Raw genomic sequence first — 25,318 nt, forward strand, 5'->3', positions numbered from 1 at the left:
AAGCCTTATGCCTAAAGAAGTCGGTCAAAAGCTGGTTGCGTCAAATCGCAAAGCTCGCCACGACTATCACATCGAAGACACATATGAAGCCGGCTTGGTCTTAACGGGTCCCGAAGTGAAGTCGCTGCGAGCTGGTCGCGCATCCCTGATCGACGGTTATGCCAGTATCGAAAATGGCGAGGCCTGGCTTGAGAACGTGCACATCCCCGAATACACGCAGGCGAGCTGGACCAACGTGGGCAGTCGTCGCCGCCGAAAGATGTTGCTGCACGGTCAAGAAATCAGCAAACTCAACAGCAAATTACGTGAGTCCGGATACACCTTGGTCCCACTTCAGCTGTATTTCAAAGACGGCCGAGCAAAAGTTGAAATCGCTCTGGCCAAAGGTAAAAAAGAGTACGACAAGCGTCAAGCTCTAAAAGAGGCTCAAGATAAGCGCGAAGCAGATCGGGCTATGTCGACCAAGGGCAAAGACTGGTAGAGGTTTTCAGTCAATTCACAGCCGGCGGCATTCCATTTGTCTCAGCTTTGGCCTAGTCTTATTGAGCCTCAGATGATTTGAGGCATTGGTAACTAAACATGGGGATGATCGGTTTCGACAGGGTACTTTGTGCCTGGAGGAAGCGGGTCGTGAATGTAGCGTCAACACGTAAATGTCCGCTGCAAAAAATAAGTGCTAAATCATCACGCACTGACTTTGCCCTAGCCGCTTAATAGCGCCTAGCCCGAAGTCCGTCGGTCCAGACCTGATTTCAATCTGGTTTCCGGCGTCATTTAGAAATCTTGCTGGGTAGTTACGCCTTAGGGCTACCCGGGACTCAAACTCAGGCTGGGCTCGTCGGTTATGTCGCTTCAAGCTAGCACCGGGGCCAAGTAGAACCTTATTGAAGCTACACCCGTAGAAGATCCAGAATCAGTTCTTTGGACGGGGGTTCAATTCCCCCCATCTCCACAAATCAGTTGGTCACATTTCAACCGATAGGCAAAAAGCCCGTAATTACTGGGAAGTAGAAATACTCTCTTAGTGGTGGCGGGCTTTTCGTTGCTTAAAAGGTGTTGCTTAAAATTTCAGCTGATTTGTGATGTTTGAAACTGGGTAAATCCAAAGCAATACTTCAAGTGCTCAAAGGTGTTTCTCAGGAAACAGCAGTAGATTTGGAGTGTGCTGAAAAGCCATCAAGCGAGTAAATGGATTGTGGTGACCATCGTCGCCCTCATGGCAGGCTTCGCACCTATTTTCCACTCGATGTGTATTCAGGCCAGTTCAACCTCTGCGTCAAGCCACATCATGGCTGACGGCAACATTATGGGAATTGAGTCTGAAGCCGACACAACGATGGTCTCCGACTCAACGGCCCATGCCCTCGCAGTTAGCCACGACCAAGCCCCCGTCAATGCCCCAGGCAAGCCGCTTGGCGCAGGAGACCCCTTGACTTTGGTGACACTGTTCATTGTTCCTGCCTGCCTGCTCGTTGTTGGTTTCCTCTTGCTGTTCAGAAAATCGACAGAACTGAAATTCTCGGAGACTTTTTTCACGGCTCTCTTGGCAAGACCGCCAACATGGCGATATTTTCCTAATGCCGTCAATCCTCTTGCCTTGGGGATTAGCCGAACATAAGCCGACCCGTGAAAAGCGAAATGCTCAAGCATTGCCGCACCCCAAAATTTTCAAATTCACGATAGGAAAAATAATGAAATCTTTAACAATTCGCTCCATCGCAATCGGCGGAGCAATCCTGCTAGCATCACTCTCTCTCGCAGGTTGCACAATCAACCTCGGTTCAGCTGGGTCAAACAATGATTCAGGAATGATGGACAACGGCGGAATGATGGGAAGCAACAGTTCCCAGTTCTCGGGAACCGACATTATGTTCGCCCAGATGATGATTGTCCATCACCAGCAGGCAGTTGATATGGGAACGCTTGCCGAAACTCGTGCGTCAAACCCAGAGGTAAAAACCTTGGCAGCACAGATTAAGTCTGAACAGTCACCCGAAATCACGCAGATGAAGGTTTGGCTCAAAACCGCCAACGCTCCAACTGAAATGGGCCACGACATGGGAATGGGCGGATTACTCACCGACGCTCAAATGACAGCATTGAAAAATGCGTCAGGTGCCGAATTCGACAGGCTCTACCTTGAAGGCATGATTGGCCACCACGAAGGAGCAATCCAAATGGCCCAAATGGTGACCGAATCAAATAACGCCGAAGTGAAAGCTCTCGGAAACGCCATCATCGCATCGCAAACCAAGCAAATTGCATACATGAAGGAACTTCTCGCAAAGGTGTAGGTGTGGTAATCGGGGGAGGGGGTTCAATTCCCCCCCCATCTCCACCACTTAAAAAGCCTCCAGCAATGGGGGGCTTTTTATTTAACGGCATCGCTGCTGCTCAGGGTCTACATTAGAAGGGTGAATCCCATCGATACCGTTGAGTCGGTTTTTGCAAACTCAAATTTGCTTTTTGAAGTTCTCGGTACTCTGGCGTTCGCTCTATCCGGGTTAATCGAAGCCGCCCGTAAGAAACTTGACTTTGTCGGCATGGCGATGGTTTCGGCATTGGCCGCTTTTGGCGGCGGAACCTTGCGCGATGTTTTGCTTGATCGCCGACCGTTCTTCTGGGTTCAAAATGAATTTTGGCTCTGGGTTTTGTTGGCCATTGTGTTGGCGGCGATGCTCTTTGTCCGCAGTCGCCATCTTGAGGTGACAGCCCGAGCAACCACTTGGCCCGATGCCCTCGGCTTGGGTATTTTCACCGCATCGGGAACTCAGATTGCACTCAACGCGGGTCTTTCACCGCTGGTCTCGATCATTATGGGAATCATCACGGCGGTCTTTGGAGGAGTGCTGCGCGATGTCGTGGTTAACGAGATTCCACGAGCTTTTAGTGACCACCAACCTTATTCGGTGATTGCTTTCATCGGCGGTTGGGTTGTAGTTGGTCTCAATTCTTTGGGCAGCAGTGATTTCTGGGCAATTACAGTTGGGGCGCTGTTTATCATCGCGGTAAGAATCTTGGCCATCGTTAGAGGATGGCGTTTGCCAGAGTGGCGAGCCTAGCAACTAGCCCTGAGTTTGGCGGCCTAAGAGGCCTGCGAAGGCTTGGTGAGCTAAGAGGCGATCGAAGTTTCGGTGCAGGGCGCAAGCTGAGCAACACGCTGCGGGGTTACTCCAAGCAAAACTGCGATATCGCGCATTGTTAGACCTTCGTCGCGCATGCGAGCAACGACATCGCGAATTTCGGCAGATGCCTCTTCTTGCATCCGCTGAGCTGCAATCATTTTTTCTTGTGCAGCCTCAAGGTCGCAAATGATGCCGGGCATAACCGCCTCAACTTTTACTACGATGTCGCATTTTGACTCGCCAGTTTCTTTTTCGGCCAGTGCCTTGATGGCCTCGGTAGCTTTGTCGAGTCGTTTAGCCGAGGTCTTGTAGCCACCAAGTTGTGGAACAGCGACTAGCCAGCCGTCATTGTGACGTTCGCAAACTGCCTTGATTTCCATGAGACCTCCTCTGTCACCTGATGCTGCCGCAACACTTAGGAAAATAAGTAAAGGGCTACTTGACTAAACAAGTAAAGTAATGCTTTACTAAAAGGGTAATCCAAATCAGGAAAAAAACAAGCGTAGGAGAAAAATGAATTACGTATGGGCAATCGCCGCACTAGCGGTTTCGGTTTTTGTAGCAAACGGCTTTTTCAAAGCTGGTAAATTCAAAGCCACATCTAGTCGCGAAACACTTTTGGGCGCAGGCTTTGGCTGGATTGAGAAAATCCCATTCGGCGTTGTTCGCCTTATCGCTTGGCTAGAAATCATCGGTGCAGCCGGAATCGTTGTCGCACCTTTGGCCGCCTGGATCCTGCCTGGTTTCGAATGGGCACAAATCTGGGGAATCCTTGCCGCTGCTGGTTTGGCTTTGACCATGGTTGGCGCCATCATCGTGCACGCAGCTCGCAAAGAGAGCAAGTACACCTTCAAAATGAATGCCAGCTTGTTGCTAGCAGCTGTTGTTGCCGGCGTATTGCAGGCTCTAGTAGTTTTGCCGCTGTTCTAAATCTTTAGTTAGCCCCCGATTCTTTCCCTGCCGGGTTAGGGTCGGGGGTTTTCTTTACCCGCGAAACCCAATGCGAGGCCGATCAGCTACTGAATCGCGCTCAAGTAAGTGCCGCCAAAGATGGGGAGCAAACTTTTTACGGTGGCGGTGACGTCACCCTTATCGACCGAAACATCAGCTCGGATGCCGCCATCGGTTGCAGTTTGCGAGACCAACCATTTCTGGTGCGCGGTTACCGGTTTTCCGCCCGCAAAAGCTCTGATGCCCATGACCGCTTCGGCGGTGCCGGATACATCCGGCAAGCCGACATTCATCCAATGTGAGTCTTGGCTATCGGTCGAGGTGAGAAATTTATAGGCGGCTCGCAATGCAACCAACTTGGATTTGACGGCAACCGCACCGCCAGAATTCTTCACGGCAACCAAGGCCTGCATAGCAAGTCCGGTAGCGCTAACTGAACTGCTGTCGGTCACGCCATCAAATCCGCCATCCGAGTTGGCAAAGGCCAGCAGTTTGTTTGCGACTTTGTCAGCGAGTTCTGTTTGGTTTTGACTCTTCAGGCCGAGTATTGCCCAGGCATAGTCGACGCTGCCATTAGGTGCTTGAGCCAATGTCCCATCTATCGCAATTATCGACCTCAGTCGGGTGAGTACAACTTTGCTTAGCGGACCGTTGGGCACACGCAAACTCTTGGATGCTGCCAGAAATTGTCCGGCGAGCGCCGGAATCAGCTGGCGATTCGAGTCGTAAAGATATCCCGAATTAGGGTTTGTCGAGGCACCAACTGACACTGCCGTGGTACCCAGTAGAAATTTTGCCGGCTTCAATTGTTGGGCAAATTTGACGCCAGTTCCTCGCCGCTGGATGAGCGCTTCAAGGCTTGTGCTCCACTGAATGTTGCCAGCGCTTGTGATTGCGGTTCCGCCGTCGTTGGTAAAAGCGTTGCTCACGAAAGTTTGTGTTTTCGCGCTAATCGGTGCAGCGCTGGCCGAGGCTGGATTGACCAGCAAAGCTAGTGCACTGAGCCAGACAGCTCCTCTAAAAACTAGGTTTTTTCGCATCTAGTCAAGCCTAACCGGCAAGCAGTTGATTCAGCTGGGGAAGAAGCAGCGAGTAGCCGACAAAGGCGAAGGCATCCAGGAGGAAGTGGGCAACAACCAAGATCTGAAGTCGACCATATTTTTTGTAGACCCAGCCAAAAATAAAGCCCATAACCAGGTTTCCGATAAACCCGCCAAAACCTTGATATAGGTGGTAGCTGGCGCGAAATAGGGCCGACCCCGCAATGATTCGATTGCTCGACCAGCCCAATAGTTGCAGGCGATTGAAAAGATAGCCGACCACCAGGAATTCTTCGAGAAGTGCAGCCTTCAACGCCAGAAGCAGAAGTATTGGGGCTGTCCACCAATATTTGTTCAAATCTGCAGGTACGACTTGCGAATTTATCCCTAGCGCCAAGGATGACAAGTAGAGCCCGATGCCGGGGATGCCGATTGCGGCGGTAAGCAAAAAACCTCGGGACAAATCACTTAGGCGACCGGGTTGTTGCCAACCGAGCGAGCTAAACGACTCGCGAAGTTTCCCACTCTCTTTGTAAAAAAGAAAGACCACCAGAGCCACCGGAGCAAGTCCTAGCGCAAAACCTAAAAACTGATAGGTGAAATCTAGCCACTCCCGCTCGGAAAGACTGCGATTGATTGTGGTTTGCTGTTGAGCCAAAGTTGTTTCCGCGGTGAGCTTGGCAATCAGCGCCACGATCGAGTAGAGGGCAGAAGCTCCCAAACTCAATGAAAAAACAACGGCAATTTCAAACCAAAGCTGTCGTCTGTTCGCCACGACTTCTCCAAACTAACTAATTAGCTTCTAGGCTAGCGAGGCATTCATGGCTAGACTGAGAGCGCAGGGGCTCAAAGATGCAGTATCTGCACCCCCGATTTCAAACCAAGCGCTTTTGGCTACTGCCACGCGCTCAAAAAAGGATGTTTCAAATGGCCATCGTCAATAGAGATGACCTGCGCAACGTTGCCATCGTTGCCCACGTAGACCACGGTAAAACCACTCTTGTCGACGCTATGTTGCGTCAAACAGGTTCTTTTAGCGATCACGGCGATGTCGGTGAGCGCGTTATGGACTCCGGTGACCTAGAGCGCGAAAAGGGAATCACCATCCTCGCGAAAAACACCGCAATCTCTTATAAAGGACCAGCCGCTGGCGGAAAAGAAATCACCATCAACGTGATTGACACCCCAGGGCACGCTGATTTTGGTGGCGAGGTTGAGCGCGGCCTTTCGATGGTTGACGGTGTTGTTCTGCTGGTTGACGCATCAGAGGGCCCGCTACCGCAGACCCGCTTCGTTTTGCGTAAATCGCTAGAGGCCAAGCTGCCTGTTATTTTGTTGGTAAACAAGACTGACCGACCAGATGCTCGAATTGATGAGGTCGTCGAAGAAGCTCATGACCTTTTGTTGGGCCTAGCTTCAGATCTAGCTGACGATGTGCCTGATCTTGACATCGACGGCATTCTGGACCTTCCAGTTATTTACGCCTCAGGTCGAGCCGGCCGCGCCAGCCTAAACAAGCCTGCTGATGGAACTCTTCCAGATGCAGAAAATCTTGAGCCGCTTTTCGAAGCTATTCTTCGACACATTCCGGCCCCTACCTACGACAACGAGCACCCGCTGCAGGCGCACGTAACCAACCTTGACGCCTCACCGTTCTTGGGTCGCTTGGCTCTGCTTCGTATTTTCAACGGAACCTTGAAAAAGGGACAGCAGGTTGCCTGGGTTCGCGCAGACGGTTCAACTCAGACTGTAAAAATCACCGAGCTTTTGAAGACCAAGGCTCTTGAGCGATTCCCAACCGAAGAGGCTAAAGCTGGCGACATAGTTGCTGTAGCCGGTATCGAAAACATCACCATCGGTGAAACTCTTGCCGACCTCAACGATGTTCGACCACTGCCTCCGATTGTGGTCGATGACCCAGCCATTTCGATGACTATCGGTATCAACACCTCGCCGATGGCTGGCCGTGTCAAAGGTGCAAAAGTAACCGCACGTTTGGTGAAAGACCGACTAGACAAAGAACTCATCGGAAACGTTTCGCTCAAAGTTTTGCCAACTGAACGACCAGACGCCTGGGAAGTTCAGGGACGTGGCGAGCTAGCTCTAGCAATCCTGGTTGAGCAGATGCGACGCGAAGGCTACGAGCTCACCGTTGGTAAGCCTCAGGTGGTTACCAAGCGAATCGACGGAAAGTTACATGAGCCGGTCGAAGATCTAACCATTGACGTGCCAGAAGAATTCTTGGGTGCGATTACTCAGCTGATGGCGAGCCGTAAAGGCCGCATGAAGAGTATGTCTAACCACGGCACCGGTTGGGTTCGTATGGAATTTTTAGTTCCGAGCCGCGGTCTAATCGGCTTTAGAACCGAGTTCTTGACCACTACTAAAGGAACCGGTATTGCTAACGCGATTTCAGCCGGTTACGAGCCTTGGGCCGGTGAAATTGTGACCCGAAGCAACGGTTCGATGGTTGCCGACCGTGCCGGTGTTGCAACTCCGTTCGCCATGATCGCATTGCAGGAGCGAGGTTCATTCTTCGTAGATCCGGGCGCAGAGGTTTATGCCGGAATGGTAGTTGGTGAAAATTCACGCGCTGACGACATGGAAGTAAACATCACCAAAGAGAAGAAGCTCACCAACATGCGAGCCGCTTCGGCAGATGAATTCCAGTCGCTGACCCCGCCAAGAAAACTTTCTTTGGAAGAGTCGCTTGAGTTTGCGCGTGAAGACGAGTGCGTTGAGGTAACCCCAGAGGCTATTCGAATTCGCAAGTTGGAACTTGACCCAAACATCCGCGCACGTCAGACTTCGGCCAGAAAGCGCGCTAGCGAGGCATAAAAACGCCTAAAGTATTTTTATGCCCAAGGTGAGTTTCGAACCAAAACGTTTGCTGATTGTTCACGCACATCCAGACGACGAAAGCCTTTACACCGGGCATATAATCGCTGACCGTGTCGCCAAGGGTGCAGAGGTTTTTATCCTCACTCTCACGCGCGGCGAGCGAGGTAGGGTCAAGCTCGAAGAGTTGAAAGCCTTAGAGGGCAATTTGCCGGCTATGGGTGCTTTTCGAGCTAACGAGTTGCGCGAAGCCATCTCGGTTTTTGGTCCGGTAAAACATGGTTTTGCCGGCACCCGGGCTTACTTAGATTCAGGGATGCGCATTGGCGCAAATGGTCGTCCGCGTCGTAAAAAGCGGCTCGACGAACTTTCTCTTGCGGCCGTGTCAACCTCGGTTGTTGCCGAAGACATCGCTCGAGCAATTCAAAATTTCAAGCCTGATGCTGTCTTGACTTACAACCGTCGGGGTGGATTTGGGCACCCCGATCACAAGGTCGCCCATGAGGCTACCGCTATGGCTCTGCGTCACTACTCGCGAAAAAATGGTCAGGCTCCACAATTTTGGGTAATCGCTGAACCGCGCGAGCGGTTTGACCTAGAAATCGGCGATGCAAAAACTGCTGAAGTCAAAAAGCGTGCGTTAGAAGCCCACGCCTCGCAGGTGGCTATCAGCCGAGAAACTTATTCGGTCGTGCCAGGCAAGAATGTTCGGTACGACCGGCCTGAGAGAATTCGGCGTGCTGCCCCAAACCCACTTGTTCATTTACGCCCAGCCCTAACCTTTTTCTGGGCCATTCCGCTAGGAGTGCTCGCTGGTTTTGCCGGAACAATGCTGCACCAGATTCGCGGAGGTTCGGCAGCAGGTTTCCCAATTGGGCTTTGGGTTGCGCTAGTTTCTATTACTTCGCTGGCTCTAGCAATTCGGTTGTTGCGAAGAAGCCGCGGCGCACTTTATCTGATGAGTGCTTCGTTCATAGCGACGGTTTACCTCTTGGCCCTTGAGCAACCTGGGGGAGAGTTATTCATTCCAAACAACGATCTTGGGATCATTTGGTCTTACGGATCTATCGGAATTTGTGCTTTGATAATTCTGTTTCCAAGGGTCCGGCCCGGAACTTGGCGACGATCTTCCCGCGGCCACCGCTAATTTGCTGATTGGCAAGTTAAACTAGAGGCAGTTTTAGAGAAGGATTTAGTGTGACCTACGTAATCGCCTTGCCTTGCGTTGATGTAAAAGACAAAGCCTGCATCGAAGAGTGCCCGGTTGATTGCATCTACGAGGGTGACAGAATGCTCTACATTCACCCAGACGAGTGTGTTGACTGCGGTGCTTGTGAGCCAGTTTGCCCAGTTGAGGCAATTTATTACGAGGATGACCTGCCTGCTCAATGGTCGGAATACTACAAAGCAAACGTAGAATTTTTCGCCGAAATTGGTTCGCCGGGTGGCGCAGCCAAAGTAGGCAAAATCGATGGCGACCACGCTGTAGTCAGCGTTTTGCCACCTCAGGCGTAGTTCAGTGTTTGACCGACTGCCTGAGTATCCATGGAAATCTCTGGAGCCTTTCGCAGCTAAGGCTGCTGCGCATCCTGGTGGGGCAGTCGACCTCTCGGTTGGATCACCGGTTGACCCAACCCCCGCAATTATCCAAGATGCCCTGAATGCAGCATCGAATGCCCCGGGCTACCCATCAACCGCCGGATCGGCAGAGTTTCGCCAGGCCGTGGTCGAGTGGTTTGAGCGTCGACGAAAAGTTTCCGGCCTAAAACCAACCCAGGTGATGCCCACGATCGGTTCCAAAGAACTGATTTCTTGGCTACCTCTGATGCTGGGTCTTGGTCCCGGCGATGTCGTCGTTCAGCCTAAGGTTGCCTACACCGCCTACGTGGTGGGTGCGGCCCTGTGCGGTGCCGAAATTGTCTCCGAAGATGACCCAGCCAAGTGGCCGGAAAATTCAAAACTTATTTGGATCAATTCACCCGGCAACCCGGATGGTCGAGTTTTGGACGTTGAGCACATGAGGGCCGCTGTTGATCGGGCCCGCGAACTTGGTGCACTATTAGCGAGCGACGAATGCTACGCCGAACTTGGTTGGGGAAAATGGTCAACTGAGCTGATTCCGTCGGTTTTAGATCCTCGTGTTTGTGGCACATCGCACCATGGTGTTTTGGCGGTTTACTCGCTGAGCAAGCAGTCAAATATGGCCGGTTATCGTGCCGCTTTCGCGGTCGGTGAAGAAGCCCTGATCAAAGCCTTGGTGAACCTGAGAATGCATTCGGGTCTGAATACTCCGAACCCGGTGCAAAAAGCCATGGCGGTGGCGCTCGCCGACGAGGAACACGTTGCGATTGAGAAAGAAATTTATCGGCAACGCCGCGATGTATTGCTGGCCGCTGTTCGTGCTTACGGTTTCGAATTAAGCGATAGTCAGGCAGGGCTTTATCTTTGGGCCACCCTCGGCGAAGACTGTTGGAAAACTGTTGACCGCATGGCAGAACTTGGAATTGTTGTGGTTCCGGGCACTTTTTACGGCGAGCACAGCACCCAACACGTTCGTTTTTCAATTACCGCAACCGATAAAAACATTGCCGAAGCAGCACAGCGTTTGCACGATGCCATAGGCTTATCCAAGGCCTAAAAAAGGCTGCCGACACTTATTTAGGAGCAGGATGACCTCCAGCGACAAAGTAACCGTCACCTACGGTGAGATCACGGCTGATTTGCCAATTATCAAAAGCGTTGATGGTCCTGATGCAGTAGACGTCTCGAAACTTACTGCGATCACAGGGCTAACCGCCTACGATCAGGGTTTTGTCAACACCGCATCAACCAAATCAGCTATTACCTTCATCGATGGTGCTAACGGCGTACTGCGTCACCGCGGTTATCCAATCGAACAGCTCGCTGGGCAAAAGTCTTTCCTCGAGACTGCGTACCTTCTGGTTTATGGCGAATTGCCAACCAACGAAGAATTCTCGAATTTTGAAGAGCGAATTCGCCGTCACACTTTGCTGCACGAAGACCTAAAGAACCTTTTCCACGCCATGCCGCAAAATGCACACCCAATGGCTGTGTTGGCCGCCGGCGTCTCAGCAATTTCAACTTTCTATCAAGACTCGCTTGACCCTCACGATCCTGAACAGGTCGAACTTTCAACCATTCGTCTTTTGGCCAAGTTGCCGGTTTTGGCAGCCTATGCGCACAAGAACAGCCTCGGCCAAGCGCTGCTTTACCCAGACAACAGCCTCGGTTATGTCGAAAACTTCTTGCGACTAACTTTTGGTAACGCGGCTGAGCAATATGTTCAAAATCCGGTTGTCACGAAAGCTCTAGACACCTTGCTGGTTTTGCACGCCGACCACGAGCAGAACTGCTCAACATCAACAGTGCGTTTGGTGGGTTCAAGCCAAGCCAACCTGTTTGCTTCGGTTGCATCCGGTATCAATGCTCTATTTGGCCCGCTGCACGGTGGCGCCAACGAAGCTGTACTAGAAATGCTGACCCAGATTCAGGCTTCGGGTGAATCGGTTCAAACTTTCGTAAACCGTGTCAAAAACAAAGAAGATGGCATCCGTCTGATGGGCTTCGGACACCGCGTTTACAAGAGCTTGGATCCACGTGCTCGAATCGTAAAGGCAACTGCCGACCGCGTGCTGGCCGAGCTTGGCGTTCAAGACCCGCTGCTTGATATCGCAAAAGAACTTGAAGCTGCAGCGCTAGCTGACGAATACTTCATCGAGCGCAAACTTTATCCGAACGTTGATTTCTACACCGGCGTGATTTACAAGGCGATGGGGTTCCCACCGCGCATGTTTACCGCACTGTTTGCTATGGGACGACTTCCCGGCTGGATTGCTCACTGGCGCGAAATGAACGTCGATCCGGCCACTAAGATTGGTCGCCCACAACAGATTTACGTTGGCGAGCCAAAGCGCGATTTGCCTGGGTTTTTCCACTAAAAATTAGTCGGCGCTGAGCCAAAAAATTTCAGTATCGCCGTATGTTTTTTGGCTGTCCAGGCTAAGGCCTGCGGGAATTTGAAAATCACCGCTTCGGCTTGAACGTTCAACCATGACGGTGGCAAATTCTGCCAAATGCGGAATCAGCTGGGTCAGGTTCTCGGTGATCTCTTGGTTTTCTACCTCGTATGGCGGATCTATAAAAACCAAATCAAAACTCTGGTTGGTGCTGGCTAAAAACGAGGCGACCGACTTGTTTGCAACTTGAACATCTGGCTCTAGTTTGGCTTTCTCCAGAGCCGCCAGCACCTGCTGTGCATTTTTGATGCAAATCACCGCAGCCTTGCTGTCTTTTTCAACCAGGATGCATTTAGCGGCGCCCCGACTTACCGCCTCAAGGCCTAATGCACCAGTGCCGGCATAAAGGTCTAAAACAGTGATCTCATCCAGCTCGGTTCGAGCTTCAAGGCGATTGAAGATTGCTTCCCGAATTCGATCGCTGGTTGGCCTGGTCACTTTAGCCGGGCTGGCTAACTTAATTGAGCCGGCTATTCCACCGATTATTCGTGTCATGATGTGCCAAGCCTAACTTGTCAGTTCAAGATTGAACCGTGCTGCTTCCCGATAACAAACTTTCGATGGTGCTTGGCGATAGAACCGCCAAGGCACTGTCGCGCCACCTGGGTTTGAATACGGTTTCCGACCTGCTGCAGCACTATCCGCGGCGCTACAGTTCGCGAGGTGAACTAACACCCATCGCACAGTTGCCGATTGGTGAGCAGGTTACGGTTGTGGCCGAGGTGGTCGAGGTGCGTGAACGCCGGATGAAGGGCAAAACCGGCAGCATCCTAGAAATAAAAATCACTGATGGTGAAGGGTTTTTGACTCTCACCTTCTTCAATCAGGCTTGGCGACAAAAGGATTTAAAAACAGGTGTTAGAGGCTTGTTTGCTGGAAAAATCGGCTCGTACCAAGGAAAACTTCAGTTGTCCCACCCTGACTACGAGCTTTTCCTCGAAGAGGTTTCTGCCGCCGAGGCAAAACGCTGGGCTGATTTGCCCATCCCGATTTACCCAGCAGCCTCAGCCATTTCAACCTGGACAATCGCCAAATCAATCGGAATTGTTTTAGATTCTTTTACCGAATTTGAAGACACCATTGACGAGCAAACGCGGGCCAAAAACTCAATTTTGAGTGCGGCTGAAGCGATACGAAAAATACATCAGCCGCAAACTGCAACTGACTGGCAGCAGGCTAGAGAAACACTGAAGTTCAACGAAGCGTTCGTATTACAGGCAACCTTGCTCCAGCGCCGTTTGGCAAATGAGGCAACCAAATCTGTTCCACGTGTTCGAGCCAAGTCAGGTTATGTCGAACAGTTGGACGCAAAACTGCCGTTTGAGCTCACCGGTTCACAAAAGCAGGTTGGCGAAGAAATATTTGAGGATCTGGCACAGTCGCACCCCATGAATCGCTTGCTACAGGGTGAAGTTGGCTCGGGAAAAACGCTGGTCGCTTTGCGCGCAATGCTCGCTGTTGCTGATTCGTCGGGTCAATCTGCGATTTTAGCTCCGACCGAAGTTCTTGCTGCACAGCACTATCGTTCGATTGAGCGCACTCTGGGCGAAGACCTGGCAAAAACGCTTGGGCTCACGCTACTCACCGGCCAGATGAGCACTGCCGATCGCAAGCGTTCGCTACTGCAGATAGTTAGCGGCAAAGCTCTTTTGGTAGTTGGGACTCACGCATTACTTTCGCAGAATGTCGAGTTCTTCGATCTTGGTTTGATAATCGTCGATGAGCAGCATCGATTTGGGGTTGATCAGCGCGAAGCATTGAGACTGAAGGGCAAACAGCCGCCACACGTTTTAACCATGACTGCCACGCCGATACCGAGAACTCTTGCTGTGACCGCCTTCGGCGACCTAGACATTTCGTCAATCACCGAGCTGCCCAAAAATCGCCAGCCAATCGTAAGCCACGTGGTGCAGTTGTCTCAGCCGACCTTGGTGGCAAGGGTTTGGCAGCGAATAGCCGAAGAAATCGCGCAGGGGCGTCAAGCGTTTGTGGTTTGCCCGCGCATCGACGAGAACGACGAAAAGCTAGAGGTTCAAGAATCTTCGATTTTCCAACCGGATGATGAACCGACCGAAGATCGAGAAGTTAAGAAACTGGCAGCCGCTATTCCAATCGCGGAGGCACTGCGACAAAACCCGGCACTTCAAAAATTGAGAATTGAAGTGCTGCACGGGCGGATGTCCAGTGAAGAAAAAGCTGCTGTGATGGCAGATTATCTAAACCAAAAAATCGATTTACTGGTTTCAACGACAGTCATCGAAGTGGGCGTAGATGTGCCGAATGCATCCGTCATGGTGGTGCTTGATGCCGATCGATTTGGCATCAGTCAACTGCACCAGTTGCGTGGCCGAGTGGGTCGAGGGCAACATCCCGGATTATGTCTGCTGCTGACCACAGCTGAAGATGGCAGTTTGGCGCTAGAACGAGTAAAAGCCGTAGCCGAAAATATTGACGGATTCAAACTAAGCGAAATTGATCTAGAACTCAGACGTGAAGGCGATGTTCTCGGCCTGAGGCAGTCCGGCGGAAAATCAAGTTTGCGACTGTTGCGAGTAGTTGCTGACGCCAAAACAATTCAGCAGGCTCGAGAAATTGCGCTAGAAGTATTTCAAAAAGACCCAGCTCTGACTGCTCACCCAAATCTCGCCGCGGCCTTGGCGCGAATCGAAGAAGAGGCGAGCGCCAATTTGGCGAAGTCCTAGATTCGGCTTCGCCCGCGCCTAACATTCGGCTTCGCCCGTGCCTAACATTCGGCTTCGCCCGTGCCTAACATTCGGCTTCGCCAAATCCCATAAATTGGGCTAGCGTTTTACCCATGTCTTCCATCGCGGTTTATCCGGGCTCTTTTGACCCTGTGACTCTCGGTCACCTTGACATAGCGGCTCGCGCGGCAAAACTTTTTGCCGAACTGCACATCGTTGTGGTGCACAATCCCGCAAAGACGGCATCGCTTCCCAGTGCGGTGCGAATCGAACTTATTCGAGAGGGGCTTCAAGAAGCCGGAGTTCGTGCAAACAACATCAAGATTGACACCTTGGATGGGGGCTTGCTAGTCGACTACTGCACCATGGTGGGAGCTCGGGCATTGATTAAGGGTTTTAGAAGCAATGCCGACCTCGACTACGAATTACCGATGGCTCAGGTTAATCGCGATTTGGCAGACGTCGAATCAATTTTCTTGCCGGCAAATCCGCAGTACGGCTATGTTTCCAGCTCATTGGTCAAGCAGGTATTCAGTTTGGGAGGCGATGTTTCGGGTTACGTCACGAAATCTGTCGAACGAGCGTTAGCATCTTCTTCGGCAAATCGAAAGTAGAACCATGTCCGAACACCCCTATCGAATAAACGTGCACGACCTCATGCACCGACCCGGTCAGATGCGTGAGTTAGAGCTCGACTTTGAAATTCCCAGCGATCTAGGCGAAAGCATTGTCCGCGTCAATAAAGGCACAGTTCTTGAACTTGATCTTCGTTTAGAGTCTGTGCACGAGGGTATTTTGGCCACCGCCGACCTTTTCACCAAGGCCAGCGGTGAATGCAGTAGATGCCTCGATCCGCTCAACATCCCGCTTGAGGTAGATTTTCAAGAGCTTTTCGCCTATTCTTTTACTAACGAGGATGAGTTTGTTGTGCAGGACGAGCAGATCGATCTTGAGCAAGCCATCCGTGATGCGGTAGTTCTAAGCCTTCCCTACCACCCACTCTGTTCAACCGACTGTCTTGGTCTGTGCCCAGAATGTGGCGTGAAGTTGGCCGACAACCCGCAGCATGCGCACGAAAAAGCGATTGATTCGCGATGGAGTGCCCTAGAAGGTTTTAGCAAAAAGGAAGAGTAGTACCATGCCAGTACCAAAGAGACGACTATCTCGTTCACGCACCCACTCACGTCGTTCACAGTGGAAGGCTGCCGAGGTTACCTTGGTGAAGACCATTGAGAACGGAAAGACCGTTTACAGCATGCCTCACCGCGCAAAGCTTGTTGAAGACTCTGCAGGCAACGCGCTGTTCCTTGAGTACAAGGGCCGCAAGGTCGCTGACGCCTAAAGTTTGAAGTCATGAACCTCAACGTTCTATGCGAACGCCTAGGCGTTGAGGTCGAGCACCGACTGCTTGAAACTGCACTAACTCATCGCTCATACTCTTATGAGCAGGGCAACGTACCCAACAACGAACGTCTTGAATTTCTAGGCGATGCGGTGTTGGGTTTTGTCGTTACAGAGCACATTTATCGACTTTTGCCTGACCTGGATGAGGGTGAACTCACCAAAGTCAAAAATGCCGTGGTCTCGGTTTATGCCTTGGCCGATGTGGCAAATCAAATCGGTCTCGGCGAATTTCTAAAATTGGGCCGCGGTGAAGAGTTGACTGGCGGGCGTTCGAAAATCAACCTACTCGCCGACGGATTTGAGGCCGTACTGGGGGCGGTTTTGATGTCGAATGGCCTCCCTGCTGCCACAGCCCTGATCGATAAATACATTTTTCCGCTGTTAGCCGATACCGATTCACTGCGTGCAAATTCTGATCCCAAAACCACTTTGCAAGAGCTTCTGCAGTCCAGCGGCAAAGACCTATTGCATTACGCCGTCACGCACGAAGGCCCAGATCATGATCGAACCTTTTTTGCTGAGGCAGTTTTCGAAGGCAGAGTAATCGGCGCTGGCAGCGCTAGGTCGAAAAAATTGGCTGAAACAGCGGCCGCGATCGACGCCGTGTCGCGACTTAAAAATGTTGAAGAGAAAAATAAGTAATGCCAGAGTTACCCGAGGTTGAGACGGTTAGAGCCGGATTAGCCCCTTATCTAACCGGCGCCAAAATTCTCGCTGTTGACATTCATGATGCTCGTTCTTTGAAACGCCATCCTGGCAGCGCAAAAGATTTCGAGCAGACGCTGGTCGGCTCCAAAGTTTCGGGTGTAGTTCGGCGCGGAAAGTTTCTCTGGTTCCCCCTGGAGACCAAAAAAACCGAAAGAAAAATCGCCCTCGTGGGGCACCTGGGCATGAGCGGCCAAATTTTGATTCGCCCAGAAAAAGCCGTTGAAGATAAATTGACCCGAGCGGTAATTCACGCCGAGGCGGTAACTGGGGAAAAAATTGAAATGCGCTTTATTGATCAGCGTCTTTTCGGTTCGCTCGCGATTGACGAATTGGTGCCAACCGATGACGGAAAATTTGGCGGATTTTGCCCCGAAATGACTTCGGAGAGCTGGTTTGCCGATCTCATACCGATGCAGGCAGCCCACATCCGTCGAGATCCGTTGGATGAGAATTTTGATGCCAACTCAGTCTTCAAAAAATTCAATAAAAAAAGCTCAGGTATCAAGCGAGTTTTACTCGACCAGCAAACACTGAGTGGAATTGGCAATATCTACGCTGATGAAGCGCTTTGGCGTTCTCGCCTCCACTACGACCAACCGGCTAACACAATCAGCAAAATGAAAGCCAAAGAACTGTTGAGTGCGGTGACTGAAATTCTGCAGAAAGCGGTGGCCGAAGGCGGCACCAGTTTTGACGAACAGTACAAAAATGTGAATGGTGAATCCGGTTATTTTGCTGTTTCGCTCAACGCCTACGGAATGACCGGTCTTCCCTGTAAGCGCTGTGGCACGGCGATAAAGCGCGAAAACTGGATGAATCGCGGCTCGCACTTCTGCCCCAAGTGTCAGAGACTCAAGCACTAATACGGTAATTTTGAGAGGCGAGTGTTCTCGCAATTTTCTACTAATAGCTGAGGGGTGTGTTGCTGCGTGTATCTAAAAAGCCTCACACTCAAAGGTTTCAAGTCTTTTGCAAACCCAACCACCTTTGCTTTTGAACCGGGAGTCACGGCAGTTGTCGGGCCAAACGGATCGGGTAAATCGAACGTCGTCGACGCCCTCGCCTGGGTTATGGGCGAGCAGGGTGCAAAAACCTTGCGCGGCGGCAAAATGGAAGATGTTATTTTTGCTGGCACCTCAACTAAAGGTCCGCTGGGTCGAGCTGAGGTAATTCTCACCATCGATAACTCCGACGGAGCATTACCGATCGAGTACAGCGAAGTGACAATCTCGCGAACCCTGTTTCGCAATGGCGGCAGCGAATACGCAATAAATGGCGAATCGTGCCGACTGCTAGATGTTCAAGAATTGCTCAGCGACTCTGGACTTGGGCGTGAAATGCACGTCATCGTCGGTCAGGGGCAAATTTCAAACGTCCTGGTGGCAACGCCTGAAGAGCGCCGCGGTTACATCGAAGAAGCCGCTGGTATTTTGAAGCACCGTCGCCGCAAAGAGAAAACAGTTCGAAAACTGGAAGCGATGCAAGCGAACCTCACTCGCTTGAACGACTTGGCTGGCGAAGTTCGTCGTCAGCTAAAGCCTTTGGGTCAGCAAGCCGAGGTTGCTCGCGAAGCACAGCAAATTGCATCTGTGGTTCGAGATGCCAAGGCCAGAGTGTTGGCTTTCGACATCCAAGAGCTTCACAAAGCCCTTGATGAGACATCAAAAAACGAAGCCGACCGCCGAGCAGAACGAAACATCCTTCAGTCGCTGCTTGAAGAAAATACTCAGCGTTTAGGTCAGCTAGAAAACTCTCAAGTTTCTACGGATGTCGACCAGGCAAGAAATCTGGCCTACCAGTTCGATACCGCTGCAGAGCGCCTTCGGTCACTGTTCACCGTTGCCAATCAGAAATTGGCGATGCTCGAAAGCCAGGCGCAGGTTTCCGCTGCCACGGTCGATCCATCCGCAATCGCTGCCGAAGCAGACGCTGCCGATCAGGCTTTGCTCGAGCTACAAAAGTCGGTCGAAGAGTTGCAAAAATCTCTGCACCAAGCGGAGCTAGATCGAACTGCAGCTAGGGATGTGCTCGAAAAGTTTGATGCCGAAGTTGCCGAACAAACAGCGCTGATATCCAAGTTCGACATGGATAAGGCAAAACTGGCTAATGAAGCGGCAGTAGCCGAATCTAGGCTGGGGTCATTGCGTGATGAGCTTGTGCGTCATCAACAGGCCCTAACCGAAGCAAAAGACCGAGCGGCAGCGAGGCAATCAGAGTTTGATGCTTTAGATCAGCTGCTGCAGTCGCAGCAATCTCGCGGCGAAAATCAACTGGAGCAACAATACGAAAATGCTCAAAAAGCGGTTTCTGAGGCGGCTCAAAAAATTGAAGACTTAAGAGAGCGCATTCATAAGTCTGAGCGTGAGCGTGACTCGCTTACCGCGCGTCGATCAGCGCTAAACCTAACCTTGGAGCAGAAAGACGGTGCTACTGAATTGGTAGCTGCCGGATTGCGCGGCATTCGCGGGTTGGTGGCCAACCACATGAAAATCGAGAGCGGTTACGAAACCGCTATCGCTGCTGCCCTTGGTTCTCTCGCTGATGCCTTGGTTGCCGAAAATCGAGATGCTGGCATCGCGGCCCTTGAGCATTTGAAATCAATTGATGGCGGGCGTGCCGAACTTATTGTGGCCGACGTGGAATCACTGGGCAAAGTCAAAAACTTGCCAATTGTTCCCGGTGCAAAAGCTGCCGCAGATGTAGTTCAGGCTCCGGCCGGTATCTTGCAGATTCTTGAAAATGTCGTTGTGGTTGACGACTTGGCTGCCGCACGCGAGCTTTACCGCACTGACCAATCGGTTGCGCAATTTGTAGTCATCACCAAAGACGGTGACGTGCTGACCAAATCAATTTTGCGCGGTGGTTCCAATTCAAAACCTTCAAAAGTTGAATTAGTCGCTGAGCGCGATTCAGCTGAACAGAAACTGCTTTCGGTAACCGATGAACTTGAGCGCGCCAAGGGTGAACTGGCGCAGTTGCGCTCAACCGAAGAGGCGGCAAAACTTTCTGCCAAAGAGGCGCTGGCGAAACTAAACGAACACGATGCCACCTTGGCAGCGAACGCCGAGAAATTGGGTCGCCTGAGGGTTCAAGTGGAGTCTTCAGCAGCCGAGGTTGAGCGACTGGCCAAAGTAGCCGAACAGGCGCAGGCGGGAATTGCCCTCGCTCAGGAAAATCTCGAGTTGGCTTTGAAAGCACATGACGAATTTGCTGCGCAAGAGCGACCAGATGTCAACCTGCAAGATCGTGATCAACTGGTTGCAAATCTGGAACAGCAGCGCCAGCGCGAGCTTGAGATTCGCGTTGACTTAGGGGCGGCTATCGAACGCCAACGCGTCGAAGCTGAACGAGCCTCGTCCCTGCGCCAGCAAGTTGCGGTCGCCGCAGCTGCGATTGAAAAGGCGCAGCAGGCTGCCCGGGCCCAGCAGGTGCAGCTAGAGAAGGCTCAGCGGGTTTTGGCGATTTTGCCAAAATTTATGGAGTTCGTTTCCAACAGCGCAACTTCGGCGAAGGTGAAACTCAACGAGCTCGAAACAGCTCGAGCCAACCAAAATGCCGAGTTGGTCAAATTGCGCGGTGAAACTGCTGAAATTCAGATGAAGCTGCAGGGGCTAACCCAAAGTGTCCACGACATCGAAATGTCGAACCATGAAAAGCGACTCAATCTGGCAAATTTGGTTAGCCGGGCGAACGATGAGTTGGGTCTCGAATTGCAGGTTTTGCTTGCCGAGTATTCACCTGAAAGCGCTGAAGTGGCCGAAGGTGTTGAGCCGCAACCGTTCAATCGCGATGAGCAAATCCGCCGTTTGCGTGAGGCTGAAAAGCTCTATGAGCGCCTGGGTCGCGTAAATCCGCTAGCTCTTGAAGAATTTGCTGCGCTCGAGGCCAGGCACAAGTTCCTGACCGAACAGTTGGCTGACCTAACCCAAACTCGAAAAGATTTGCTGCAAATTATTGAAGACCTCGACACCAAAATGCAGGCAATTTTTGCAGAGGCATTTGAAGACACCAGACAGGCTTTTGAAAAGGTTTTCCCGGTTTTGTTCCCGGGCGGCAGCGGCTCAATTTACCTAACTAATCCGGATGACATGCTGACGACCGGTTTGGAAGTCAGTGTCAAGCCAGCCGGGAAGCGCATCGAGCGTTTGTCGCTGCTCTCCGGAGGCGAAAGATCTCTAGCTGCCGTTGCACTGCTCATCGCGATCTTCAAAGCCCGCCCTTCGCCCTTCTACGTCATGGATGAGGTAGAGGCGGCACTGGATGACGCGAACCTTGGCCGTTTGCTCAAGATTCTTGAAGATTTGAAAGCGAATTCGCAACTAATCATCATCACTCACCAAAAGCGCACCATGGAAATCGCTGATGCCTTGTACGGAGTTTCAATGCGCCAGGATGGCGTCTCGGCGGTCGTCGGGCAACGCCTCGGGGAAAAGGGCAACTAGTGGCCGGCCTGATGTTTTGGAAGCGGAAGCGTAAAGACGATGCCGTTGAGTCGGTTGAAGAAAATCAGCCAAACGAACCTGCTGTAGAAGAAATCAAGCCTGTTGTTCTGGTGCCGCAGCAGGCCGAAGACAAAGTCCAAGAGCAGGAGCTAGAACCTCAAGAAGAAGAGTTACAGCCGGTTGAATTGCCAAAACGCAGTGCGAAGAAGGGTATTCGCAGTCTGTTTAGCCGAATCAAGTTTGATCCAGAAAATTTGGATGAACTTGAGGACATCCTGATCCAAGCCGACTTCGGTGTCACCGCTTCAGCCCAAATTGTTGCCGAGGTAAAGGACCGAGCTAAAGCGGCGAAAGCAGAAACCGAATCCGAGTTGAAAGAAATTCTGGCTTCGATAATTGCCGAGCAGCTGCAGCACCCGAACAGCTCACTCAGTTTAGCTGATGGAAAACTGCCCTACGTTTTCTTAGTGGTTGGCGTCAACGGCGTTGGCAAAACCACCACCATTGGAAAACTGGCCAATTGGTTAGTAGAGGGTGATTGGAGAGTATTCATCGCTGCTGCAGACACTTTCAGGGCTGCGGCGGTTGACCAGATTGCGACTTGGGCAGATCGAGCCGGGGCGAAGCTGGTGCGACCAAATCAAGATGGACAAGACCCGGCTTCGGTTGCTTTTGAAGCCGTTGATGCTGCGATTGCCGCAGACGCCGACATCCTGTTGATTGACACCGCAGGTCGCTTGCAAAACAAAACAGATCTCATGGCCGAATTGGAAAAAATTCGAAGAGTTGTCGAAAAGCGCGCGCAAATCAACGAAGTCTTGCTGGTGCTAGACGCAACAACTGGACAGAACGGCCTTACGCAAGCAAAGGCATTCGCTGAGATCGCCAAGGTGACCGGGGTTGTGCTGACCAAGTTGGATGGCACGGCAAAAGGCGGAATTGTCTATTCAATTCAGCGAGAATTAGGTATTCCGGTGAAACTTGTCGGAGTGGGCGAGGGCATCAATGATTTTGCATTCTTCGATCCGCAAGAATTCGCTAACGGTTTAGTTAGCTAAGGAGTTATTTTGTTTGGCAACCTCTCAGATCGTTTAGTCGATACGTTCAAAAACCTGCGCGCCAAGGGAAAACTCAGCGCCGCAGATATCGATGCCACGCTGAGGGAAATTCGACGAGCATTGCTCGAAGCTGACGTCGCCCTCGAGGTGGTCAAAGATTTTATTGCAGCGGTTCGCGAACGTGCCCTCGGCGATGAGGTTTCTAAAGCCCTAAATCCGGCCCAGCAGGTCGTCAAAATTGTCAACGACGAATTGGTGGCCATCCTGGGTGGCGAACAGCGCAAACTCAACTTTGCTAAGAAGCCGCCGACCGTCATCATGCTTGCCGGCTTGCAAGGTTCTGGAAAGACAACCTTGGCCGGAAAATTGGCAAAATGGTTGAAGGACCAAAACCAGACCCCGATTTTGGTAGCGGCTGACTTGCAGCGACCCAACGCGGTCAATCAACTTCAGGTTGTTGGTGAGCGAGCTGGGGTAGAGGTCTTTGCGCCAGAGCCGGGCAATGGTGTCGGAAATCCAGTCACGGTTGCCAAAGATGCAATCAAGTTTGCTAACCAAAAGCAGTACAGCGTCGTAATTGTTGACACCGCCGGTCGTTTGGGTATCGATGAAGAGCTGATGACCCAGGCTCGAGACATTCGATCGGCAGTTGAACCCGATGAGGTTCTGTTCGTCATCGATTCAATGATTGGTCAAGACGCAGTAAACGTGGCCAAGGCATTTGAGGATGGCGTGGGAATTACCGGCGTTGTGCTAACCAAGCTTGACGGTGATGCTCGAGGCGGTGCTGCGCTCTCAGTATCTTCGGTAACCGGTAAGCCAATCATCTTCGCGTCAAACGGTGAGGCTCTAGACGCTTTTGAGCCTTTCTACCCAGATCGAATGGCTTCCAGAATCCTCGACATGGGTGACGTTCTTACTCTGATCGAACAAACTCAAAAACAATTTGACGAAGAAGAAGCCAAGGCGCTCGCCGACAAGCTAGCCAAGGAAACCTTTACCCTTGAGGATTTTCTCGAGCAGATGCAGCAGTTGCGAAAAATGGGCTCGCTCAAAAACATGCTCGCGATGATGCCGGGGGCTGGCCAAATGCGTTCGCAAATCGAGAATTTTGACGAGAAGCAAATAGACCGCACCGAGGCAATCATTCGTTCGATGACACCCCTCGAGCGTCGCCAGCCTAAGGTTTTGAACGGCTCGCGCCGGGCGCGCATTGCACGAGGTTCAGGCACAACTGTCACCGAGGTGAATTCTCTAGTCACCCGATTCGAACAGGCCGCAAAGATGATGAAAACCATGGCCAAGGGTGCAATGCCTCAAATGCCGGGAATGCCTGGCATGCCAGGTATGGGCGGTGGCTACCTTGGCGGCGGCAAGTCAAAGTCGAAAGATAAGAAAAAAGGTTCCAAGTCTGGAAACCCGGCGAAACGTGCTGCGGAGGAAGCAGCACGTCTGGCCGGTCGCAACCCGGATCAGCAATCCGGTGGTTCATCTTTCGGGATTTAGCCTTTCAACTAGCGCAAGCCTAAAGTTTCTGGCAGAATAGAGCGGTTGCCGGTAGCTGACCCTCTAACCAGTTATCAGGGCAACCCCCAGAGCTTTTTCTTCCGAGTGTGCACCCCACGCTCACGGATGAATGTTCGCCCCAATTCACATCACAGGAGTTTTTGTGGCAGTTAAGATCCGCCTGAAGCGTCTCGGCAAGACCCGTGCGCCTCACTACCGTATTGTCGTCGCTGATTCACGCACCAAGCGTGACGGTCGCGTCATTGAAGAAATTGGTCGCTACATTCCGACCGAAAACCCATCTTTCATCGAGGTTAACTCAGAGCGTGCTCGCTACTGGCTTGGCGTTGGCGCTCAGCCAACCGAGCAGGTCGAAGCAATCTTGAAGCTAACCGGTGACTTCCAGGCATCTAAGGGCGACCTAAATGCCAAGAACGTTGTGCAGACCAAGGCTGCTAAAGCCGAGTTCGTGCTAGACACCAAAAAGAAGCCAGTTCTTCTTCCAAAAGACGAACTAGCTGCTAAGAAGGCTGCTCCAGCTGCCGAGGAAGCCCCTGCTGCTGAAGCTGCAGAAGTTGCTACCGAAGACGTCGCTGCTGTTGCCGAAGAGGCACCTGCTGCTGAAGCTGCCGCTGAAGAAGCACCGGTTGCTGAAGCTGCCGCAGAAGAGGCACCTGCTGCTGAAGCTGCCGCTGAAGAAGCAGTGGTTGCAGAGACCGAAGAGGCTTAATAAGTGCTTGCCGCTGCGCTCGAACACCTGGTCAAAGGAATCGTCGACAATCCTGACGACGCATCAGTAACTGCACGAACCACCTCGCGTGGCGATCTTCTAGAGATCAACGTGCACCCTGATGACCTTGGTCGCGTAATCGGGCGCAACGGCCGCACTGCTAAAGCGCTGCGCACTGTGGTCAGCGCATTGGCCGACGGTAAAAAAGTCCGCGTCGACGTGGTGGACACCGATTTCTAAGACTGAAACACTCCGCGTAGGCCGATTGGTCAAGGCCCACGGCTTAAAGGGAGCGTTCAAACTCGAGCTTTACACTGATAGCCCCAAGGAGCGCTTTGCGCCCGGGGCCAAGTTGAACCTTCAGGTTCCCGAAACTTCACCCTGGTTCGGTAAGACCGTGACCGTGAATGAACTTCGCTGGTATAACCAATCTCCTGTTCTTTTTCTCAAAGAAGTTGAAGATCGCAACCAAGCCGAAACCCTGGTAAAAGCAATCCTGCTCATTGAAACTGATCTTTCCGAACTGCCGAAAGAGCACGATGCCTGGTACGACCACCAGTTAGTTGGATTGAAGGTCATCCGAGATGGTCTGCAGGTCGGTGTTGTCGAACGACTTGAACACATGCCGGCTCAAGATTTGCTAGTTGTAAAAACCGAGACCGATGAAGTTTTGGTCCCTTTTGTTAAGGCAATTGTGCCCGAGGTTGATCTTGCTGCCGGTACGGTAACTATTACGCCACCCGGCGGTCTTTTCGAAGAGGTAATCGAGGAGTAGTT

25 protein-coding genes, 1 other RNA gene and 1 pseudogene are annotated in these 25,318 nt (G+C 51.9%); 23 read left to right on the top strand and 4 right to left on the bottom strand.

Annotated elements, in window-relative coordinates:
• The first annotated feature begins 7 nt into the window (after window positions 1-7).
• The 5 genes from smpB to A4Z71_RS02240 all read left to right on the top strand — a co-directional run bounded on the left by smpB (window position 8) and on the right by A4Z71_RS02240 (window position 3,062).
• Window positions 8-481, top strand: a complete 474-nt coding sequence (gene smpB / locus A4Z71_RS02220) for an SsrA-binding protein SmpB (RefSeq protein ID WP_070954339.1) — start codon at window positions 8-10, stop codon at window positions 479-481.
• A gap of 100 nt (window positions 482-581) precedes the next feature.
• Window positions 582-955, top strand: a transfer-messenger RNA (tmRNA) gene (gene ssrA / locus A4Z71_RS02225).
• A 207-nt stretch (window positions 956-1,162) separates the two neighbouring features.
• Window positions 1,163-1,618, top strand: a complete 456-nt coding sequence (locus tag A4Z71_RS02230) for a hypothetical protein (RefSeq protein ID WP_070954340.1) — start codon at window positions 1,163-1,165, stop codon at window positions 1,616-1,618.
• Between the two features lie 73 nt (window positions 1,619-1,691).
• Entirely contained in the window at window positions 1,692-2,294 is a 603-nt protein-coding gene (locus A4Z71_RS02235; protein WP_070954341.1) for a DUF305 domain-containing protein, read from the top strand.
• A 120-nt stretch (window positions 2,295-2,414) separates the two neighbouring features.
• Window positions 2,415-3,062, top strand: coding sequence for a trimeric intracellular cation channel family protein (locus A4Z71_RS02240; protein ID WP_070954342.1), 648 nt, complete (start codon window positions 2,415-2,417; stop codon window positions 3,060-3,062).
• Window positions 3,063-3,112: 50 nt separating this feature from the next.
• Here A4Z71_RS02240 and A4Z71_RS02245 read toward each other — a convergent pair whose 3' ends face one another.
• Window positions 3,113-3,505 (bottom strand): hypothetical protein, encoded by a 393-nt coding sequence (locus A4Z71_RS02245; RefSeq protein WP_070954343.1) that lies wholly within the window; start codon window positions 3,503-3,505, stop codon window positions 3,113-3,115.
• Window positions 3,506-3,638: 133 nt separating this feature from the next.
• On the opposite strand from A4Z71_RS02245, the gene A4Z71_RS02250 reads away from it, so the two are divergent.
• Complete coding sequence (locus A4Z71_RS02250) at window positions 3,639-4,055, top strand: DoxX family protein (RefSeq protein ID WP_070954344.1); 417 nt, start codon at window positions 3,639-3,641, stop codon at window positions 4,053-4,055.
• 86 nt (window positions 4,056-4,141) lie between these two features.
• Here A4Z71_RS02250 and A4Z71_RS02255 read toward each other — a convergent pair whose 3' ends face one another.
• Both A4Z71_RS02255 and A4Z71_RS02260 read right to left on the bottom strand, forming a co-directional pair.
• The gene (locus A4Z71_RS02255) at window positions 4,142-5,116 is read right to left on the bottom strand and encodes a hypothetical protein (RefSeq protein ID WP_070954345.1); all 975 of its coding nucleotides are present in this window, start codon (window positions 5,114-5,116) and stop codon (window positions 4,142-4,144) included.
• Window positions 5,117-5,126: 10 nt separating this feature from the next.
• Complete coding sequence (locus tag A4Z71_RS02260) at window positions 5,127-5,891, bottom strand: CPBP family intramembrane glutamic endopeptidase (protein WP_070954346.1); 765 nt, start codon at window positions 5,889-5,891, stop codon at window positions 5,127-5,129.
• A gap of 152 nt (window positions 5,892-6,043) precedes the next feature.
• Here A4Z71_RS02260 and typA point away from each other — a divergent pair, with 152 nt between their 5' ends.
• The 5 genes from typA to A4Z71_RS02285 are packed head-to-tail and all read left to right on the top strand — an operon-like array spanning window position 6,044 to window position 11,913.
• Window positions 6,044-7,954, top strand: a complete 1,911-nt coding sequence (gene typA, locus A4Z71_RS02265; protein ID WP_145943884.1) for a translational GTPase TypA — start codon at window positions 6,044-6,046, stop codon at window positions 7,952-7,954.
• 19 nt (window positions 7,955-7,973) lie between these two features.
• Window positions 7,974-9,101, top strand: a complete 1,128-nt coding sequence (locus tag A4Z71_RS02270; protein ID WP_070954348.1) for a PIG-L deacetylase family protein — start codon at window positions 7,974-7,976, stop codon at window positions 9,099-9,101.
• Between the two features lie 50 nt (window positions 9,102-9,151).
• Window positions 9,152-9,469 (top strand): ferredoxin, encoded by a 318-nt coding sequence (gene fdxA, locus A4Z71_RS02275; protein WP_070954349.1) that lies wholly within the window; start codon window positions 9,152-9,154, stop codon window positions 9,467-9,469.
• Window positions 9,470-9,473: 4 nt separating this feature from the next.
• A complete protein-coding gene (dapC, locus tag A4Z71_RS02280; RefSeq protein ID WP_070954350.1) occupies window positions 9,474-10,592 on the top strand; it encodes a succinyldiaminopimelate transaminase in 1,119 nt (372 codons plus the stop codon).
• A 31-nt stretch (window positions 10,593-10,623) separates the two neighbouring features.
• Window positions 10,624-11,913: a citrate synthase gene (locus A4Z71_RS02285; protein WP_070954351.1), complete on the top strand. Its 1,290-nt coding sequence runs from the start codon at window positions 10,624-10,626 to the stop codon at window positions 11,911-11,913.
• Window positions 11,914-11,916: 3 nt separating this feature from the next.
• Here the strand turns inward: A4Z71_RS02285 and rsmD are convergent, their stop codons facing one another.
• Window positions 11,917-12,486: a 16S rRNA (guanine(966)-N(2))-methyltransferase RsmD gene (gene rsmD / locus A4Z71_RS02290; RefSeq protein WP_070954352.1), complete on the bottom strand. Its 570-nt coding sequence runs from the start codon at window positions 12,484-12,486 to the stop codon at window positions 11,917-11,919.
• A gap of 65 nt (window positions 12,487-12,551) precedes the next feature.
• On the opposite strand from rsmD, the gene recG reads away from it, so the two are divergent.
• From recG to rimM, 12 genes and pseudogenes are all read left to right on the top strand, one after another.
• Window positions 12,552-14,693 carry an ATP-dependent DNA helicase RecG gene (gene recG / locus A4Z71_RS02295; protein ID WP_070955210.1) on the top strand — a complete coding sequence of 714 codons (2,142 nt, stop codon included), beginning with the start codon at window positions 12,552-12,554 and terminating at the stop codon, window positions 14,691-14,693.
• 113 nt (window positions 14,694-14,806) lie between these two features.
• Entirely contained in the window at window positions 14,807-15,307 is a 501-nt protein-coding gene (gene coaD / locus A4Z71_RS02300) for a pantetheine-phosphate adenylyltransferase (protein WP_070954353.1), read from the top strand.
• A 4-nt stretch (window positions 15,308-15,311) separates the two neighbouring features.
• Window positions 15,312-15,827 (top strand): YceD family protein, encoded by a 516-nt coding sequence (locus tag A4Z71_RS02305; RefSeq protein ID WP_070954354.1) that lies wholly within the window; start codon window positions 15,312-15,314, stop codon window positions 15,825-15,827.
• 4 nt (window positions 15,828-15,831) lie between these two features.
• Window positions 15,832-16,035, top strand: a complete 204-nt coding sequence (rpmF, locus tag A4Z71_RS02310) for a 50S ribosomal protein L32 (RefSeq protein ID WP_070954355.1) — start codon at window positions 15,832-15,834, stop codon at window positions 16,033-16,035.
• A gap of 11 nt (window positions 16,036-16,046) precedes the next feature.
• Entirely contained in the window at window positions 16,047-16,739 is a 693-nt protein-coding gene (gene rnc, locus A4Z71_RS02315; RefSeq protein WP_070954356.1) for a ribonuclease III, read from the top strand.
• A complete protein-coding gene (gene mutM, locus A4Z71_RS02320) occupies window positions 16,739-17,668 on the top strand; it encodes a bifunctional DNA-formamidopyrimidine glycosylase/DNA-(apurinic or apyrimidinic site) lyase (protein ID WP_070954357.1) in 930 nt (309 codons plus the stop codon). Before rnc ends, mutM begins: the two co-directional genes overlap by 1 nt.
• 66 nt (window positions 17,669-17,734) lie before the next feature.
• A complete protein-coding gene (smc, locus tag A4Z71_RS02325; RefSeq protein ID WP_070954358.1) occupies window positions 17,735-21,247 on the top strand; it encodes a chromosome segregation protein SMC in 3,513 nt (1,170 codons plus the stop codon).
• Window positions 21,248-21,258: 11 nt separating this feature from the next.
• Window positions 21,259-22,305 (top strand): signal recognition particle-docking protein FtsY, encoded by a 1,047-nt coding sequence (ftsY, locus tag A4Z71_RS02330; protein ID WP_145943886.1) that lies wholly within the window; start codon window positions 21,259-21,261, stop codon window positions 22,303-22,305.
• A gap of 9 nt (window positions 22,306-22,314) precedes the next feature.
• Window positions 22,315-23,811 carry a signal recognition particle protein gene (gene ffh, locus A4Z71_RS02335; RefSeq protein ID WP_084028387.1) on the top strand — a complete coding sequence of 499 codons (1,497 nt, stop codon included), beginning with the start codon at window positions 22,315-22,317 and terminating at the stop codon, window positions 23,809-23,811.
• Between the two features lie 163 nt (window positions 23,812-23,974).
• Window positions 23,975-24,385, top strand: a pseudogene (gene rpsP / locus A4Z71_RS02340) (30S ribosomal protein S16); the annotation flags it as partial.
• Window positions 24,386-24,544: 159 nt separating this feature from the next.
• The gene (locus A4Z71_RS02345) at window positions 24,545-24,781 is read left to right on the top strand and encodes an RNA-binding protein (RefSeq protein ID WP_070954361.1); all 237 of its coding nucleotides are present in this window, start codon (window positions 24,545-24,547) and stop codon (window positions 24,779-24,781) included.
• Window positions 24,774-25,316: a ribosome maturation factor RimM gene (gene rimM / locus A4Z71_RS02350; protein WP_070954362.1), complete on the top strand. Its 543-nt coding sequence runs from the start codon at window positions 24,774-24,776 to the stop codon at window positions 25,314-25,316. Before A4Z71_RS02345 ends, rimM begins: the two co-directional genes overlap by 8 nt.
• The last annotated feature ends 2 nt before the right edge of the window (window positions 25,317-25,318 follow it).

The organism is Candidatus Rhodoluna planktonica (assembly GCF_001854225.1).
Lineage (GTDB): Bacteria > Actinomycetota > Actinomycetes > Actinomycetales > Microbacteriaceae > Rhodoluna > Rhodoluna planktonica.